Source organism: Kocuria sp. SL71, from assembly GCF_026672465.1.
Taxonomy (GTDB): domain Bacteria; phylum Actinomycetota; class Actinomycetes; order Actinomycetales; family Micrococcaceae; genus Kocuria; species Kocuria palustris.
The window spans coordinates 1,250,185-1,267,668 of the sequence record NZ_JAPPRE010000001.1; the positions used below are offsets into that span (position 1 = coordinate 1,250,185).

Annotated in this window: 12 protein-coding genes; all 12 read right to left on the reverse strand. The window is 69.0% G+C overall.

What is annotated here, in order from left to right; all coding sequences use genetic code 11:
- Nucleotides 1-45: 45 nt before the first annotated feature.
- The 12 genes from OVA15_RS05615 to OVA15_RS05670 all read right to left on the reverse strand — a co-directional run bounded on the left by OVA15_RS05615 (nt 46) and on the right by OVA15_RS05670 (nt 17,476).
- Nucleotides 46-2,961 (reverse strand): DUF3427 domain-containing protein, encoded by a 2,916-nt coding sequence (locus tag OVA15_RS05615; RefSeq protein ID WP_268143663.1) that lies wholly within the window; start codon nt 2,959-2,961, stop codon nt 46-48.
- A complete protein-coding gene (locus tag OVA15_RS05620; protein WP_006215806.1) occupies nt 2,958-3,356 on the reverse strand; it encodes a (deoxy)nucleoside triphosphate pyrophosphohydrolase in 399 nt (132 codons plus the stop codon). Before OVA15_RS05620 ends, OVA15_RS05615 begins: the two co-directional genes overlap by 4 nt.
- 139 nt (nt 3,357-3,495) lie before the next feature.
- Nucleotides 3,496-4,635 (reverse strand): thermonuclease family protein, encoded by a 1,140-nt coding sequence (locus OVA15_RS05625; protein ID WP_268143666.1) that lies wholly within the window; start codon nt 4,633-4,635, stop codon nt 3,496-3,498.
- A gap of 185 nt (nt 4,636-4,820) precedes the next feature.
- The gene (locus OVA15_RS05630) at nt 4,821-8,273 is read right to left on the reverse strand and encodes a pyruvate carboxylase (protein WP_268143668.1); all 3,453 of its coding nucleotides are present in this window, start codon (nt 8,271-8,273) and stop codon (nt 4,821-4,823) included.
- Nucleotides 8,274-8,513: 240 nt separating this feature from the next.
- On the reverse strand, nt 8,514-10,112 hold the full coding sequence (der, locus tag OVA15_RS05635; RefSeq protein ID WP_259904048.1) for a ribosome biogenesis GTPase Der: 1,599 nt from the start codon (nt 10,110-10,112) through the stop codon (nt 8,514-8,516).
- A gap of 44 nt (nt 10,113-10,156) precedes the next feature.
- Nucleotides 10,157-10,858, reverse strand: a complete 702-nt coding sequence (gene cmk, locus OVA15_RS05640; RefSeq protein ID WP_390886424.1) for a (d)CMP kinase — start codon at nt 10,856-10,858, stop codon at nt 10,157-10,159.
- Complete coding sequence (locus OVA15_RS05645; protein ID WP_268143672.1) at nt 10,840-11,949, reverse strand: prephenate dehydrogenase; 1,110 nt, start codon at nt 11,947-11,949, stop codon at nt 10,840-10,842. Before OVA15_RS05645 ends, cmk begins: the two co-directional genes overlap by 19 nt.
- Nucleotides 11,950-11,951: 2 nt before the next feature.
- Nucleotides 11,952-13,085: a pseudouridine synthase gene (locus OVA15_RS05650; protein ID WP_268143674.1), complete on the reverse strand. Its 1,134-nt coding sequence runs from the start codon at nt 13,083-13,085 to the stop codon at nt 11,952-11,954.
- Between the two features lie 362 nt (nt 13,086-13,447).
- Nucleotides 13,448-14,119, reverse strand: a complete 672-nt coding sequence (scpB, locus tag OVA15_RS05655; RefSeq protein ID WP_268143676.1) for an SMC-Scp complex subunit ScpB — start codon at nt 14,117-14,119, stop codon at nt 13,448-13,450.
- Nucleotides 14,112-15,008: a segregation and condensation protein A gene (locus OVA15_RS05660; RefSeq protein WP_268143678.1), complete on the reverse strand. Its 897-nt coding sequence runs from the start codon at nt 15,006-15,008 to the stop codon at nt 14,112-14,114. The genes scpB and OVA15_RS05660 overlap by 8 nt, the downstream gene beginning before the upstream one ends.
- A gap of 7 nt (nt 15,009-15,015) precedes the next feature.
- A complete protein-coding gene (locus OVA15_RS05665) occupies nt 15,016-15,909 on the reverse strand; it encodes a ParA family protein (RefSeq protein ID WP_058870826.1) in 894 nt (297 codons plus the stop codon).
- Between the two features lie 169 nt (nt 15,910-16,078).
- Complete coding sequence (locus tag OVA15_RS05670) at nt 16,079-17,476, reverse strand: cation:dicarboxylate symporter family transporter (protein WP_268143681.1); 1,398 nt, start codon at nt 17,474-17,476, stop codon at nt 16,079-16,081.
- Nucleotides 17,477-17,484: the final 8 nt, after the last annotated feature.

Sequence of the window (17,484 nt, forward strand, 5' to 3'; positions counted from 1 at the left end):
TCGCTCCGAGCACTCGCAGTACTGTACCGCACCGGCGGGCCAAGTTCACATCGACGCACCCGGCGACGTCGGCCGCAGGAAGTACTCGTACAGGCTGTCCTCCAGCGGCGTCTCCAGGTCGAGCTTCATGGTCACCACCGGCAGCATGGCCCCGGAGTCGTCGGGCATCTGCGACTGCTCGGCCTCGCGCGGGGCGGCCTGGCCCAGGTAGTAGAAGTCGGTGCCCTCGGCATCGTCCTTCTTGGCGAACACGTGCAGCGAGACCTCATCGGCGGCGATCGCCCGCTCGTCGCTCGACTGAAGCGTCTTCCGGCTGCGCGTGTACCAGCGGACCGTCGACGGATCGAGCAGCTTGTCCTCGTACTTCGTGGACGCGGAGACGTCGTCATCCTTGTGGTATGTGATGAAGACGGGACAGGTGCCCGTGGCCTTGTCGATCTTGTATCCATTGACCACGCCCTGCTGGTTCGTCTTCCATCCCAGGAGACGGCACACGTCCTTGCGGGAGTACCGATGGCCCTGCTGGAGTCGACTGGTCCAGCCATGTCGATGCCGGGCCAGGTACAGCCCCGTCTCGACTGCATCGCGCACGTGCGCCCGGAACATCTCATCGAACTCCCACTGGTCTCGGAAGGCCTGCGACAGCTCGTATCCCTGCCCCGGAGTCTCCAGAACACCGGTACCTCCGTAGGTCTCCTTCTCGGTCACGGTGAAGAACGCGTACGTCAGCACTCGTTCGGCTGACATGACGGTCAAGGGATCGTCGTCGAGACCCTGCGATCGCAGCATCTTGCGGAACTCGTATCGCGTCAGCGACTCACCGCCCAGCAGCGTCTGCAGCAGGAGCAGCTCGTGAGGACGCTTCCCAGGCAGCAACTCGCGTTCAAGCATGATCAGGTAGCCGCGCTGCGCTTCCGTCGGGGCCTGCTCGACAGTCTCGACCTTCACCAGGAAGTCCCAATAGGTCTTCAACCTGGCAGTAGCCAGCACCACAGGATCGACTGTGTCGAAGCGGGCGAAGTCCATCAGCCAGGGCTGCTGTCCCAGCCGCTGGTGCATCTCCCGGTACGCCGTCTTCAGATTCGCCAGGGAGTCCAGCGTGGTGTCGGTGATGGAGTCGAGGATCTTCTGACGGGCAATCTCGTCGAAGTTCACAGACGACAGGCCCGAGATCGCTCCGGCGGTCTGCGCGCCAAGGACCTGCCGGCGAAGCTGGTCCTTGCTCAGCGAGGAATCCCCGAACAGCGCCATGGGGATCATGTAGTTGTTGGTGTAGTTGCCGATGAAGTCGATGACCCGCAGATGATCCTTGCCCTCGGACAGCCGCAGCCCGCGCCCGAGCTGCTGGGTGAAGATGATCCGCGACTGCGTCTGGCGCATCATCACCACCTGATTCACGGACGGGATATCGATGCCCTCGTTGAAGATGTCGACCGTCAGGATGTAGTCGAGCTCGCCGGCTTCCAGTCGTTCGACGACGGCCGTCCTCTCCTGCTGCGACTGCGCACCCGTGAGTGCTTCCGTCCTCAGCCGCCGGCCGTTGACGGCAGAGAGATTCAGCAGCTCGTTGAGCTCCCGAGCTTCCTCCACTCGGCTGCAGAAGATCAGCCCGCGCACCTCGCCATTGTGTCCATAGCGCTCGATCATTCGCAGCAGATGGTGCACGCGCTCGGGAGCCACGAGCCGGGAGAGCTGCGCGGTCTCGTCGACGGTGGTGCCGTCCTCGTACTGGAAGTCCTGCACGCCGTAGTAGTGGAACGGCACGAGCATGTCGGCTTCCAGCGCTGCCTGCAGACGGATCTCATAGGCCACGTTGTGCTCGAAGAGCTCGAACACATCGACGGCATCCGTGCGCTCCGGAGTGGCGGTGAGCCCCAGGAGGAAATCCGGGGTGAGTCGATCGATCATCTCCCGATAGGTGCGCGAACCCGAGCGGTGGACCTCATCGATCATCACGTAGTCGAAGCCGGCGGCCTCGATCTCCTCCAGCGCCCCAGGACGGGAGATCGACTGGATCGTGGCGAAGACATATCGCCGGTCCAGATCCCGTCGTTGCGCCACGAACTTGCCGAACTGATCGGCAGTCTCTTCGAGCACGCGTCGGAACTCGCTGAGCGCCTTGTCCACGATCTGTTCGCGGTGCACTACGAACAGCATCTTGCGCGGTTTGGCCTGGCGGACTTCCAGCGCGCCCAGGATCGTCTTGCCGGTGCCCGTCGCGGAGATGACCAGGGCCCGCCGCTCCCCCGCCAGACGCAGCCGCTCGATCCGCTCGAGCGCTTCCTCCTGCATGGAGTTGGGCACGATCGTCGTCGGGATCCCCGACGACGCCGGCGGCAGGAAGCCGTCGACGGGAGTCGCCACGAGCTGCGGACGCTGCGCGTACTCGATCGCATAGGCGTCGATGAGCTCGTGGGTGAGCACGACGGCCTCGTCGATCTGCCGGTCCACGGCCGTGCGCAGCTGCTCGGCGATATCGCCCTCGGGCAGCGCGGAGAAGCGCAGGTTCCACTCGCGATTGCGCAGCAGCGCGTTTGACGTCAGGTTCGAGCTGCCGATGATCGCGGTGGTGCCCAGCTCCTGGTCGAAGACGTAGCCCTTGGAGTGGAAACCGCGCTTGGGATCCAGGTGGGCGTAGACCTCGATGCCGGGCAGGGCGAGCAGCTCGCGCAGCGCGTCCGGGGCGTTGAAGTTGAGGTACGTGGAGGTGACGATCCGCCCGGTGCCGCCGGCGGCCACGAAGTCGAGCAGCGGCTGCTTGAGCATCGCCAGGGCATCGGTGGTCACGAACGCGACGGAGAACAGGAAGCTGCGGGAGCGGCGCAGCTCGTCGAGGATGCCGCGCAGCATCGTGTTCGCGTCGTCATTGGAGATCAGCACCGGGTGGTGCAGCTGCTCCGAGGCGGTCTGCCTGTCCAGGAAGCCGAAGGCAGTGTCGGCGCGGAGCGCCTCGCGCTTCATGCCTGCAGGTCCTGGATCACGCGCTCGACAGCGGGGATGTCCGCCGGCGCCCAGTCCAGCTTGCGCAGCTCCTCCACGGGCACCCAGCGGATCTCAGAGTGCTCCGTCAGCCGGGGCGTGCCCTGGCGCAGGGTGCAGTAGTAGGTGGCCAGGGAGACGATGATCTTCTCGTACTCGTAGACCGTGGTCTCCACGTGCGCACCAATCTCGGCGGTGCACTGCAGCTCCTCGACGAGCTCGCGAGCCAGCGCCTCCTCGGGCGTCTCCCCCGCCTCGATCTTCCCACCGGGGAACTCCCACATGCCGGGCAGGCTCATCTGCTCGCTGCGCCGCGCAGCCAGCACCGACTGCCTGTCGACTAGCACTGCACCGACGACCTCGACCTGCTTTTTCACCCTGGCTCCTGCCCTCGACTGCTCCGCTGAAAGGCAGCCTATGTGGTGGAGCCGGTTCAGAAGGCGCAAGACAAGCGGCCCCGGGATCCGAAGAATCCCGGGGCCGCGTGATGTCACTGCGGTGAACGCATCTCCTGGATCAGCAGGGCGTCCAGGTCTTGCCGCCCGGGGCGTAGCAGCGCGGACCGGTGTAGCCCGGATAGGCGCCATCGCCGCCCGACGAGCTGTTGTCGTTCTGCTCAGGAGCCGGTGCGGGTGCCGGCTTGGGGGCAGGAGCCGGCACGGGCTTGGGGGCCGGGGCCGGAGCGGGCCGAGGAGCCGGGTCGGGTGCGGGCGCAGGGGCTGCGGGCTCCGGCGCGGAGACATCCGGAACGTCGACGTAGTCGTCGACCGCGTCGCGCGCCTCGTCGGGGATGTACTGCTCGGCCTCGGACAGATCCTCGGGGACGTACTGGTCCACGTCGATGTCCTCCGAGGACTCGGGCATCGAGTACTCGTCCTCATCGAGACCCGCCGCGGCCCCGGCATCCTCCGAGGACTCGGTGCTGTCCGCCGACGACGACTCATCCTTGCCGCCAGAGACCTCTCGGCTCCGGAAGCGCAGATCGGAGATATGCGGAGAGATGCCGTGGTGATCACGAAGCTCGGCGACCCAGGCATGAGAGTGGGCGGCATCCTCAATCACATCCAGGACTTCCTGGGCGTCCTCCGGCGACTGAGCATCCTCCGCCTGCGCCGGGATCGTGCAATCGATGCTCGGGTCGAAGAAGCCGACCTCAGCATCAGCAGCCTCCTCGAATGCGGCCTCGACCTCGTCGTAGAACCGGTAATTCGGATCGATCGCCATGGGCACGCCCAGCCCCGCGCGGGCGATCTCGGCGTTGATCAGCACGTCATCCTCGTAGACCCCGGCCAGCGTGCGGCCGTAGGAGTCCTTCCGCTCGACGTCGTACTCCAGGCGCACCTGATCGCCTTCGTTGAGCAGCGACTTCAGCTCTTCCGTCGCCTCGGGACCCAGGCACTTGACGATCTCGTTCGGGTCCTTCGTCTCCGGGGTGTCGATGTTCAGCAGGCGGACGGTAAGCTGCTCGCCCTGTCCCTCGACCTCGATGGTGTCGCCATCGATCACGCGCTGCACGGTGTAGAGGTCCGAGCCCCCATCGGAGGAGTCGGCTGACGCATCAGAGCCCCCCGACCCGCTGCATGCGCTCAGCAGGAGGGATGCGCTCGCCATGACGGCGACCGCTCCCAGGGATCCACGGGACACGGGCAGGGACATGGAGCGGCTCCTTCGTTCGATGCATGGTCACACCGAACGGGATCCGACACCCAGATGATGCACAGGATGCATTCGGCTGATTCACAGTACACAGCCCTCTTGAAGGATGAAAGAACACACAAATGACGACGGCCCCGGCGATCTGCAGATCGCCGGGGCCACTTTTCATTAGTCTCCGAACAGGATCACTCCGTCTCGATCTCCACCACCAGATCCCCACCGGCCACCTGCGCCGGCCCCTGGACGACCACGCGCTTGACTGTGCCGCCCACCGGGGTGGTCACCGAGGCCTCCATCTTCATGGCCTCGATCGTCGCGATCTTGTCGCCGGCCTCGACCTTGTCGCCCTCGGAGACCGTCGGCGTCACCGCACCCGCGAAGGGCGCCGCCACGTGCCCCGGGTTGGACTTGTCCGCCTTCTCGGCCTCCACGAAGTCCGTGGCCACCGAGGTGTCGCGGACCTCCAGCATGCGCATCTGCCCGTTGAGCGTGACCATCACGGTGCGCATGCCCTTCTCATCGGCCTCGGAGATGGCCTGCAGGGTGACCAGCAGGCGCACGCCGCGGCCCAGGGAGACGATGTGCTCCTTGTCCGGCAGCAGGCCGTAGAGGAAGTCGCGGGTGTGCAGCACGGACATGTCGCCGTACTCCGCCTGACGCGCCTCGAACTCCTGGGTGGGGCCGGGGAACAGCAGCCGGTTCAGGGTCGAGCGGCGCACAGCGGCGTCGTCCGAGTTCAGACCGGCCAGGTCGTCGTCGGAGAGGTCCTTCTCTGAGGGCGTCTCGTGCCGCCCCTCCAGCGCCTTGGTGCGGAACGGCTCGGGCCAGCCGGCCGGCGGAGTGCCGAGCTCGCCGTTGAGGAAGCCGATCACGGAATCGGGGATGTCGAAGCTCTGCGGGTTGGCCTCGAACTCGGCCGGATCCACGTCCATGCCCACGAGCTGCAGGGCCAGATCGCCCACGACCTTGGACGACGGCGTCACCTTGACCAGGTGCCCCAGCATCCGGTCGGCCGCGGCGTACATGTCCTCGACCTTCTCGAACTTCTCCCCCAGCCCGAGAGCGATCGCCTGCTGGCGCAGGTTGGACAGCTGCCCGCCCGGGATCTCGTGGCGGTACACGCGACCGGTGGGACCGGCCAGCCCGGACTCGAACGGCGAGTAGATCCCGCGCACGATCTCCCAGTACGGCTCCAGGTCGGAGACGGCGTCCAGGGACAGCTCCGTCTCGCGCTCGGTGTGCTTCAGCGCTGCCACCAGGGCCGAAGCCGACGGCTGCGAGGTGGTCCCGGCCATCGAGGCTGCGGCGACGTCCACGGCATCCACCCCGGCCTCGACGGCGGCCAGCAGCGTGGCCACCTGCCCGCCGGCGGTGTCGTGGGTGTGCAGGTGTACGGGCAGGTCGAACTTCTCACGCAGCGCGGTGACCAAACGGCGTGCGGCCTCCGGGCGGAGCAGACCGGCCATGTCCTTGATCGCCAGGATGTGCGCCCCGGCGTCGACGCACTGCTGGGCCAGGTCCAGGTAGTAGTCCAGCGTGTAGACGGTCTCGTCCGGATCCAGCAGATCGGAGGTGTAGCACAGTGCCACCTCGGCCACGGCGGTCCCGGTCTCGCGCACGGCCTTGATCGCCGGCTCCATCTGGGACACGTCGTTGAGGGCATCGAAGATGCGGAAGATGTCCACGCCGGTGGCCGCGGCCTCCTTCACGAAGGCGTCCGTGACCTCCACCGGGTACGGGGTGTAGCCCACGGTGTTGCGCCCGCGCAGCAGCATCTGGATCGGGATGTTCGGCATGGCCGCGCGCAGGCGGGCCAACCGGTCCCAGGGGTCCTCACCCAGGAAGCGCAGCGCCACGTCGTAAGTGGCGCCGCCCCAGGCCTCGACAGAGAACAGCTGCGGGACGGTGTGCGCGTAGGCGGGAGCGGCGGCCAGCAGGTCACGGGTGCGGATGCGGGTGGCCAGCAGAGACTGGTGGGCGTCGCGGAACGTGGTGTCGGTGACGGCCACCGAGGTCTTGGAGCGCAGGTGCGCCGCAAACTCCTCGGGGCCGTGCTCGAGCAGGTAGCTGCGCCAGCCCTCGGGGTACGGCGCCTCGGAGGGCCCGTCGAACGGCGAGCGATCCGGCTCCTCGGTCTTGTCGCCGGGGTGGCGCGGCAGCTTCTCGCGGGGATCGATGCCCTCAACGCGCGGGCCGTTGGGCTGGTTGACGGTGACCTCTGCCAGGTACTGCAGCGCGCGCGTGCCGCGATCGGCGGAGCCGCGGGCCTCGAGCAGCTCCGGGTGGCGCTCGATGAAGTCGGTGGTGATCTGCCCGTCCAGGAACTCGGGATCCTGCAGCACCGACTGCAGGAACGGGATGTTGGTGGCCACGCCGCGGATGCGGAACTCGGCGAGCGCGCGCGAGGCGCGGTGCACGGCGGTCTGGTAGTCGCGGCCGCGGCAGGTCAGCTTGACCAGCATGGAGTCGAAGTGCGGGGAGATCTCCGCACCGGCGTAGATCGTGCCGCCGTCCAGGCGCACGCCCGAACCGCCTGCGGAGCGGTAGGCCGAGACCTTCCCGACGTCCGGGCGGAACCCATTGGCCGGATCCTCCGTGGTGATGCGGCACTGCATGGCGAAGCCGCGGACGTACAGGTCCTTCTGGCGGATGCCGATCTGCTCCAGAGTCTCCCCCGCGGCGATGCGCATCTGGGCCTGGACCAGGTCGACGTCCGTGACCTCCTCGGTCACGGTGTGCTCCACCTGGATGCGCGGGTTCATCTCGATGAACACGTGCTGCCCGGCGCGCTCGCCCACGGTGTCCACCAGGAACTCGACGGTGCCGGCGTTGAGGTAGCCCAGCTCCTTCGCGAAAGCGACGGCGTCCTTGTGCAGTGCCTGGCGGATGTCCTCGTCGAGGTTCGGCGCCGGCGCCATCTCGATGACCTTCTGGTGGCGGCGCTGCAGCGAGCAGTCGCGCTCGAACAGGTGCACGGTCTCGCCGGTGGCATCGGCCAGGACCTGGACCTCGATGTGCCGCGGCTTGAGCACGGCCTGCTCCAGGAACACGGTGGGATCCCCGAACGCGGTGCCGGCCTCGCGCATGGCGGCATCGAGTGCGTCCTCGAGCTTGTCCTCGGACTCCACGCGACGCATGCCGCGCCCGCCGCCGCCGGCCACGGCCTTCACGAAGACCGGGAAGCCGATCTCCTTGCCCCACTCGAGCAGCTGCTCCTTGTCATCGGAGGGCTCGGAGCTGGCCAGCGTGGGGATCCCGGCCTTCTTGGCGGCCTTGAGCGCGGCGACCTTGTCGCCGGCCAGGCTCAGGACGTCGGCGGCAGGGCCGATGAACGTGATGCCGTTGTCCGCGCACTTTCTTGCCAGCTCCGCGTTCTCGGACAGGAAGCCGTAGCCGGGGTAGATCGCATCGGCGCCGCACTCCAGGGCCACGCGGATGATCTCGTCCACGTCCAGGTAGGCCTTGACCGGGTGGCCCTCCTCCCCGATCCGGTAGGCCTCATCGGCCTTCTGCCGGTGGATCGAGTTGCGATCCTCGTAGGGGAACACGGCCACGGTCTTGGCCCCGAGCTCGTACGCCGCGCGGAAGGCGCGCACCGCGATCTCACCGCGGTTGGCCACCAAGATCTTCGAGAACACAGAGACTCCATCTCCGGGAGCGCGACGCGAGCCGCCGCCCCCTTTGGGGTACTAGCAGTTGTGGGCCAGCTTACGCACTCGATGTGGTCTGACCACACTTTTCGGGGCGCGTCCGTCACCGAGCCCCGCGGCGGAGGCCCCGTGGACACTCACCGAGCGGCCGTCGCGGCCCCGGGCACGACGACGGCCCCGATCCCTGTCGCGCAGAAGGGATCGGGGCCGTCGTGGAGAGTTCGGGGCTCAGCGCTTGCGGGAGCGGCGCTCGCGCACGCGCATGGTCACCTCGATCGGGGTGCCCTCGAAGCCGAAGGTCTCGCGCAGCCGTCGAGCGATGAACCGTCGGTAGCCGGGATCCAGAAAGCCCGTGGTGAACAGCACGAACTTGGGCGGGCGCGTGGAGGCCTGCGTGCCGAACAGGATGCGCGGCTGCTTGCCGCCGCGCAGCGGGTGCGGGTGCGCGGCCACGAGCTCGCCCAGGAACGCGTTGAGGCGCCCGGTGGGGATGCGGGTGTCCCAGGACTCCAGCGCGGTCTCCAGGGCGGGGACGAGCTTGTCCTTGTGCCAGCCGGTCTTGGCCGAGACGTTCACGCGCGGGGCCCAGGCCACGTGCGCCAGGTCCTTCTCGATCTCGCGCTCCAGGTAGTACCGGCGCTCCTCGTCGAGCAGGTCCCACTTGTTGAAGGCCAGCACGATCGCTCGGCCCGAGTCGATCGAGGTCTGCACGATCCGCACGTCCTGCTCGGCCAGCGGCTCATCGACCGCCAGCAGGATCAGCGCGACCTCGGCCCGCTCGATCGCCGACTGCGTGCGCAGCGAGGCGTAGTACTCCGCGCCCTTGGCCATGTGCTGACGACGGCGGATGCCCGCCGTGTCCACGAACCGCCAGGTCTTCCCGCCGAGCTCGATGTTCTCGTCCACGGGGTCGCGGGTGGTTCCGGCGAGCTCGTTGACGACCACGCGCTCGGAGCCGGCCAGCTTGTTGAGCATGGAGGACTTGCCCACGTTGGGGCGGCCCACGAGTGCCACGCGGCGCGGTCCGCCGACCAGCTCGGGCTCGGCCACCTCGGAGAACTCGGGCAGGATCTCGAACAGGGCGTCCAGCAGGTCCGCGGCACCCTTGCCGTGCAGCGCGGAGACCGGGTACGGCTCCCCCATGCCCAGCGACCACAGCGCGGTGGCCTCCAGCTCCATGGCCTGCGAATCGGCCTTGTTGGCCACCACGATGACAGGCTTGTTGGCCCGGCGCAGCATGCCCACGATGGCTTCGTCGGTGGCGGTCACACCCACGGTGGTATCCAGGACGAGCAGCACGGCATCGGCCTGCTCCACGGCGAGCTCAGCCTGCTCTGCCACGGAGTGATCGATGCCGGTGGCATCGGCTTCCCATCCGCCGGTGTCGACCATGGTGAAGGGCCGGTCCATCCACTCGGCGGAATACCGCACGCGGTCGCGGGTCACGCCGGGGACGTCCTCCACGACGGCCTCGCGGCGGCCGATCACGCGGTTGACCAGCGTGGACTTGCCGACGTTCGGGCGACCGACCACGGCGACCACCGGGGCCGGCTTGCGGTACAGGTCCGCGACGTCGTCGCCGGCCCACTCCGCGAGCAGCGCCAGGTCCTCCTCGTCGAGGTCGTAGTCCTCCAGGCCCTCGCGCAGGGCCTCGGCGCGCAGCTCGGCCTCGTCGTCGTCGATCGCGGCCAGGCGCTCGGAGATGTCCTGATCGCCGCCGCCGAGGATCTTCTCCTCGTACTGATCCGCCGGGCGCTGAGGCGCTCCCTCAGGGCCGGGGCCGGACCACTCGGAGTCGTGGTTCGTGTTCTCGGGGGTCTCGGGCATCGGGCCCCTCCTTCTGATGTGGTGCGGAAAAGTGTGCGGGAGCTTCAGGCGAGCTCGGGGACCGCGCGCAGGACCAGGTCCATCACGGCGGTGACGGTCTGCTCGATGCTCAGCTCCGAGGAGTCCAGGTGCGTGACGCCGTCGGCGGCGTCGGTGAAGTTCACCAGCTTGGAGTCCTTGGCATCGCGGCCGGTGACCTGCGCGGCCAGGGCCTCCTTGGACTGCGAGGAGCCCAGCTGCGCTCCGCGGCGGGAGAGCCGGGCCGCTTCGGAGGCGGTGAGCAGCACGCGGACGTCGGCGTCGGGGGCCACCACGGTGGTGATGTCGCGGCCCTCGGCCACGATCCGGCGACCGGAGGCCTCGATCATCTCGCGCTGGCGCCGGACCAGGATCTCGCGCGCGGCCGGGATGGTGGAGACCGAGGAGACCGCGCCGGTCACTTCGGTCGAGCGGATGGCCGCGGTGACGTCCTGGCCGTCCACGCGGACCTGCTGCTGATCGGGATCGGTCGAGACCTCGATCGGTGCGGTGCGGGCGGCTTCCACCACGGCATCGCCGTCGCCCAGGTCGATGCCGCTGTGCACGGCCCACCAGGCCACGGCGCGGTACATGGCCCCGGTGTCCAGGTAGCCCAGGTCCAGCCGGCGGGCGATCTCCTTGGAGACCGTGGACTTGCCGGACCCGGAGGGTCCGTCGATGGCCACCACGGCCTGGGTGCTGTGCTCGGTCACTGGACCACCTTCCATCCGCGCTGCTCGAGCGCCTCCACCAATTCATCCCGACGGTTCGGGTCCACGGAGATCTCCGCCAGGCCGACGCGCCGGCCCAGGGAGTGCTCCAGGCGCAAGTCTTCCAGGTTGATCCCGGTCTCGCCGACCGCGCTGAACAGCTCGCCCAGCTTGCCGGGCTTGTCATCCACCAGAACGGTGAGCTGGGCGAAGGCCTTGGGGGCTCCGCCGTGCTTGCCCGGGATCCGGGCCTGACCCGCATTGCCCTCGGCGATCAGCTCGGCCATGTCCAGGCGCGCGCCCGGGCCCGTGGGGTCCTCCAGCGTGTTGATCAGCCGGTCCAGGTCCTCGCGCACGCCGTGCAGCGACGGCACGATCGAGCCGGCATTGGCCGAGAGGATCTGCACCCACAGCCCCGGATCGGAGGCGGCGATGCGCGTGGTGTCGCGCAGACCCTGCCCCGCCAGGGACAGATGGTGCAGCGGCGTGTCCTGCAGGCGCGAGGCCAGCAGCGAGGACATCACCTGGGGGACGTGCGAGATCAGGGCCACGGCGGCGTCGTGCTCATCCGCCTCCAGCTCCGTGACGTGCGCGCCCAGGTCCTGGGCCAGCGAGCGCACGCGCTTCACGGCCGCCGGATCGGTCTCCGGCGCTGCGCACAGCACCCACGGCATGGTCGTGAACAGCTCGCCGCGCGCGGCCACCGGCCCGGAGCGCTCGCGCCCGGCCATGGGGTGGGAGCCCACGTAGCGGCGCAGATCCGCACCGCGTGCGCGCAGACCCTCCTGGATCGCGGACTTGACCGAGGCCACGTCCGTGACGATCGCCTGCGGGTGCTCCGCCAGGGCCTGCGCCACGGTCTCCACGACGACGTCCGGAGGCGTGGCGACCACGATCAGGCTCGGCTCGGGGACGGTCTCCCCCGCCGCCAGGGCCAGGCGCTCGGAGCTGCCGGCGCCGATGTCCGCGCCGATGGCCTCGGCGGTCGGGGAGGCATCGCGCAGCCAGGTGGACACACCCAGATGCCGCAGGCCCAGGCCCACCGAGGCGCCGAGCAGGCCCGCGCCGATGATCAGCACGGGCCCCTCGGCAGCGGTCTCAGCGGCCACCCTCAGCCTTCCAGGCCCACGGAGGCCAGCAGGTGCCCGACCTCGGTGTTGGACAGATCGCGCACCACGCCCTGCTTCTGATCGCCGATGCGGATGGGGCCCACCTGGGTGCGCACCAGGCGCTCCACGGGGTAGCCCACGGCGTCGAAGAGGCGGCGGATGATGCGGTTGCGCCCCGAGTGCAGCACGACCTCGACCAGGATGTGGCCGGGCACGGAGTCGACCAGGCGGAACTCGTCCACCTTGGCCACGCCGTCCTCGAGCTCGACGCCGGCCTTCATGATGTCGCCGATGCCCTTCTCCATGGGCCCGCGCACCTGCACCAGGTAGGTCTTGGGCACCTCGTAGGAGGGGTGGGTCAGGCGGTTGGTGAGCTCGCCGTCGTTGGTCAGCAGCAGCAGGCCCCCGGTCTCCGAGTCCAGGCGACCCACGTGGAAGACGCGGTGCTGGAGGTGCTTGGAGGAGGTGAGGAAGTCCGAGATGCACGGACGCCCCTCCTGGTCCTCCATCGAGGACACGACGCCCTCCGGCTTGTTGAAGGCGAAGTAGACGAGCTTGTCATCGAGCTGGATGGGCAGCCCGTCGACCGTGATCTCCACGGTGCGCGGATCCACGCGCACGCCGAGCTCGGTGACCTTCTGGCCGTCGACCGTCACGCGGCCCTCGGCGATCATCTCCTCGCACACCCGCCGCGAGGCGACTCCGGCGTTGGCCAGCAGCTTCTGCAGGCGCACGCCCTCGGAGTCGTGGACCTCCAGGCGGTCCACCGGCGGGTTCTTGGGACGACGACGGCGGTGCGGTCCGTAGATCGCCACCTTGTCCGGCATCTTGCGCCCGTAGCGCTCCGACTTGGCGAAGGGCTTGGGGCCCTTCTGGCCCTTGGGCGCCTTGGGGCCGACGGCATTCGCCTTGGTGGCGGGCTTGCCGGGACGGCCCTTGGGGCCTCCGGCTGCTGCACCGCGGGGGCCGGCGCCCTTGGGGCCGGTCTTGGGGCCGCTCTTCGGGCCCTTGCCGGGACCGCCGGAGCGTCCCGGTGCGCCGGAGCGGCCGCCCGAGCCCTTGCCGGGGCGGGACGGGCCGCTGCCGCGGCTCTGGGAGGGGCGCTTGCCCCGGGAGTTCGAATGGTTCTCAGCCATGTCGCACTGTCCTTTGCAGGTCTGTGGTGGTCTGTCGGTGCCGCCTGGCTCGGCGCTGACTCGCATGCTGGGCAGCGGCAGCGCCGGGATCGTTCGCGTGCCGGGCCTGACGTCCTGTGGGAGTCGACTCAGCACGCACCGAGCCGCCGCGAGGGCGGGCGTCGGGTGGCGGTCGTCGTCGCTCGATCGGTACGGACCCTGGTTCGGGTCCCGCTGCGCCGGTCGGCGTGATGCGCGGGGATTCCCGCGCGGACGACAGGCCATCCTATCCGCTGAGCACCCGCCGGCGCAGTACCCGGGATCACGCGCGGCGCAGGGAGCCCGCCGCTTGGCAACACCCCTCAGCCGCGAGGGGCGGCGGCTCAGCCGTCGAAGTCGCCGACGTCCTCGACGCCGGGCAGGTACGGCGAGATCTGCGGCAGCTCGGAGATCGAGTCCAGGCCGAGCTTCTCCAGGAAGTACGGGGTCGTGCCGTAGAGAAGCGCGCCGGTCAGCGGATCGCGCTCCATCTCCTGCACGAGCCCGCGGGCCACCAGGGTGCGCACCACGCCGTCGACGTTCACGCCACGGATCGCCGAGACGCGCGCCCGGCTGACCGGCTGGCGATAGGCGATCACGGCCAGGGTCTCCATCGCAGCCTGCGACAGCCGTGAGGTCTGTCCCTCGAGCACGAAGGCCTGCACCACCGGGGCGAACTCCGCGCGCGAGTAGAAGCGCCAGCCCCCGCCCACCTTCCGCAGCTCGAAACCGCGCGGCACGGCCGGGTCGTCGTCATCGCCGGTGAGGCCGTCGTACTCGGCGCGCAGCGAATCCAAGGTCGCGCGGATCTCGTCGACCGACTGGCCCAGGACCTCGGCCAGGTCGAACTCAGAGACGGGGCGCTCGGCGACCATGAGCACGGCCTCGATCGCGGCGGCCAGTCCCCCGGGCAGGGTGTCGACGTCGACGACGCCGGCGGAGATCTCCTGCGCCGGGGACGACGCGGCCGCCTCGTCCGCGCTGCCGTCGGGGGCGGGCTCGTGCTGCTCAGTCATGGGGCGTGTCTTCTGCCGCGGAGCCCTCGGCGGCGGAATCGGTCGGGGCGGGGACGTCGTGCTCGTCGGAGAGCCGCTCGGGGCTCCAGTCCTCCGGGGCGGTCCAGGTGATCCAGACATCGGCCAGCGGCTCGTCCTGGCGGACGTCGATCGCGCGGTCGCGGAACAGCTCCAGGACCGACAGGAAGCGCACGACGACCACCAGCACCGTCTCGGCGTCGGCGATCAGCTCGGCGAAGGCGTGCTCCTGGCCGTCGGCGAGCATCAGGCGCAGCTGATCGGCCTCCTCGCGCACGGTGACCTCGGAGCCGTGGAGGTGATCGACGCCGACCTCGGTGGGCGCGGCCTCCTTGGGCGTGAGCGCCCGGATCGCGATCTGGGCGAACTCCTCGGGGGTGGTGCGCCAGATCAGCTCGGGCATGAGCTTCGCGAACTGCGGCTCCAGCGGCACGGAGCGGGCCTGGCGGGCGGATTCGGTGCGCATGGTCTGGGCCATGAGCTGGGACATGTCCTTGAACGCCTTGTACTGCAGCAGCCGGGCGAAGAGCAGGTCGCGGGCCTCGAGCACGGCCAGGTCGGCCTCGTCGGCGACCTCGCCGCGCGGCAGCAGCCGGGCGGCCTTCAGATCCAGCAGCGTGGCGGCCACGACCAGGAAATCGCTGGCGGCGTCCAGGGCCGCCAGCGAGTTCGTCTCGCGCAGGGCGCGGACGTAGTCCAGGAACTCGTCGGTGACCATCGACAGCGAGACCGTGGTGATGTCGAGCTCGTGCTTGCCGATCAGCCCCAGCAGGACCTCGAACGGCCCGGCGAAGTTCTCGAGCTCGACCGCGAAGCCGCCCTCGGACCCGGCCAGGCCCGAGGACTCGATCTCCGGGACGAGTGCGCTCATGCTCGGATCACGGAGCGCCGCCGCGCGAGATCAGCTCGCGGGCCAGCTGGCGGTAGGCATCCGCTCCCGTGTGGTTGGTCGCGAACGACGTGATCGGCTCGGCGGCGACCGTGGCGTCCGGGAACTTCACGGTGCGCTTGATGACGGTGTCGAAGACCTTGTCGCCGAAGGCCTCCACGATCCGGTCCAACACCTCGCGCGAGTGCAGGGTGCGGGAGTCGAACATGGTGGCCAGGACGCCGTCGATCTGCAGCTTGGGGTTCAGCCGGTCCTGGACCTTCTCGATCGAGTCCACCAGCAGGGCCACCGCGCGCAGGGCGAAGAACTCGCAGATCAGCGGGATGATCACGCCGTGGGCGGCGGTCAGCGCGTTGACGGTCAGCAGCCCGAGCGAGGGCTGGCAGTCGATGAGGATGACGTCGTAGTGGTCCTCGACCTTGCGCAGCGCCGAGGCCAGCACCTGCTCGCGGGCCACCTCCGAGACCAGCTGGACCTCGGCGGCCGAGAGGTCGATGTTGGCGGGCATGAGGTCGATGCCCTCGGTCTCGGTCTCCAGGATCACGTCCCAGGGGTCGACCCCGCGCTCCATCATCACGTTGTAGATGGTCTGGTCGAGCTCGTGCGGGTTCGCGCCGAAGCCCGCCGACAGCGCGCCCTGCGGATCGAAGTCCACCATGAGGACCTTGCGCCCGGTCTCGGCCAGGGCCGCACCCAGGTTGATGGTCGACGTCGTCTTGCCCACGCCGCCCTTCTGGTTGACCATCGCGATGATCCGCGCCGGGCCGTGGGAGTCCAGCTCGGGCGGGTCCGGGAAGCGACGCAGCGGGCGCCCGGTAGGGCCGACCTTGCCGGTCTCGGCTTCGCCGAGCTCGGGGAACCGATCCTCGTTCTTGCTGCTCACTGTGGGAACCACTCCTGGTCTGGGGACGGCGTGCGAGCCGCGCCGACGCGCGCCCGCCTTCTCTGGCCAGTCACCCTACCGCCGCGGGGCGGGACCTGCATGGACGCGCCGCCTGGCCGAGCGCTTCCGCGGCAAGGACCAGGCGGCGCATGCAGTGCCTGCCGGAACCTCAGGCGAGCTTCGACTGCTCGTGGCCCTCGAGTGCCTGCTCGGGGGCGGTCGGCGAGGCGTGCGGGTCCACAGCCATCTGCGCCTCGTCGAAGGGCAGCTTCCCGGACAGCACCTGGCTCACCCGGTCCCGGTCGATCTCACGGACCCAGGTGCCCAGCACCAGCGTGGCCACGGCATTGCCGGAGAAGTTGGTCAGCGCACGAGCCTCGGACATGAACCGGTCGATGCCCACGATCAGCCCCACGCCGTCGACGAGATCAGGACGGTGCGACTGCAGGCCGGCCGCCAGGGTGGCGATGCCCGCACCGGAGACGCCGGCCGCGCCCTTGGAGGCGATGATCATGAACAGCAGCAGGGTGATCTGCTCGCCCAGTGCCAGCGGAGTGCCCATGGCATCGGCCACGAACAGGGCACCCATGGTCAGGTAGATGGCCGTGCCGTCGAGATTGAACGAGTAGCCGGTGGGCACAACGACGCCCACGACCGGCTTGGAGACACCCAGGTGCTCCATCTTGGCGATCAGCCGCGGCAGTGCCGCCTCGGACGACGAGGTCGAGAAGATCAGCAGGTACTCGCGGGCCAGGTACTTCATGAGCGAGAAGATGTTCACCCCGGTCACGATCTTCAGCATCAGGCCGAGGATCACGATGATGAACAGCGCGCAGGTGATGTAGAACGCGAGCATCAGCACCAGCATCGATGTGATGGCCTGCACGCCGGTGGCGCCCACCACGGCTGCGATCGCGCCGAACGCGCCGAGCGGCGCCAGCCACATGACCATCATCAGCAGTCGGAACACGACGGCCTGGATGTAGGTCACCGCCTTGAGCACGGGCCGACCGGATTCTCCCATCGCCTGCAGCGCGAAGCCCACGAGCAGTGCGACGAACAGGGTCTGCAGGATGTTGCCGGAGGTCAACGATGACACCAGCGTGGTGGGGATGATCGCCAGGAGGAACCCGACGGTCCCCTCCTCGGCACCGGTGCCATGGGAAGCGTCGGCGGGGACCTCGTACGTCGCGTTGCTCATGTCCAGGCCGGAGCCTGGCTGGACGATGTTGCCCACCACCAGGCCGATGGCCAGGGCGAAGGTCGACATGGCGATGAAGTAGGCCAGAGCCATGCCCCCGACCTTGCCGACCGTGGCCGCCTTGGCGATCGAGCCGACGCCCAGCACGATCGTGCAGAAGATGACCGGAGCGATCATCATCTTGATCAGCGCGATGAACCCGGTGCCGACGGGCTTCAGCGCCACGCCGACCTCCGGAGCGACCAGCCCCAGGACGGCACCGGCGACCACAGCGATGATCACGGCGATGTAGAGGGTGTGCGTGCGGTCCTTCTTCTTCCGGGGCGCTGTCGACGACGTCGGGCCCGGCTGCTCGGCTGCTGCCATGTGCTGCT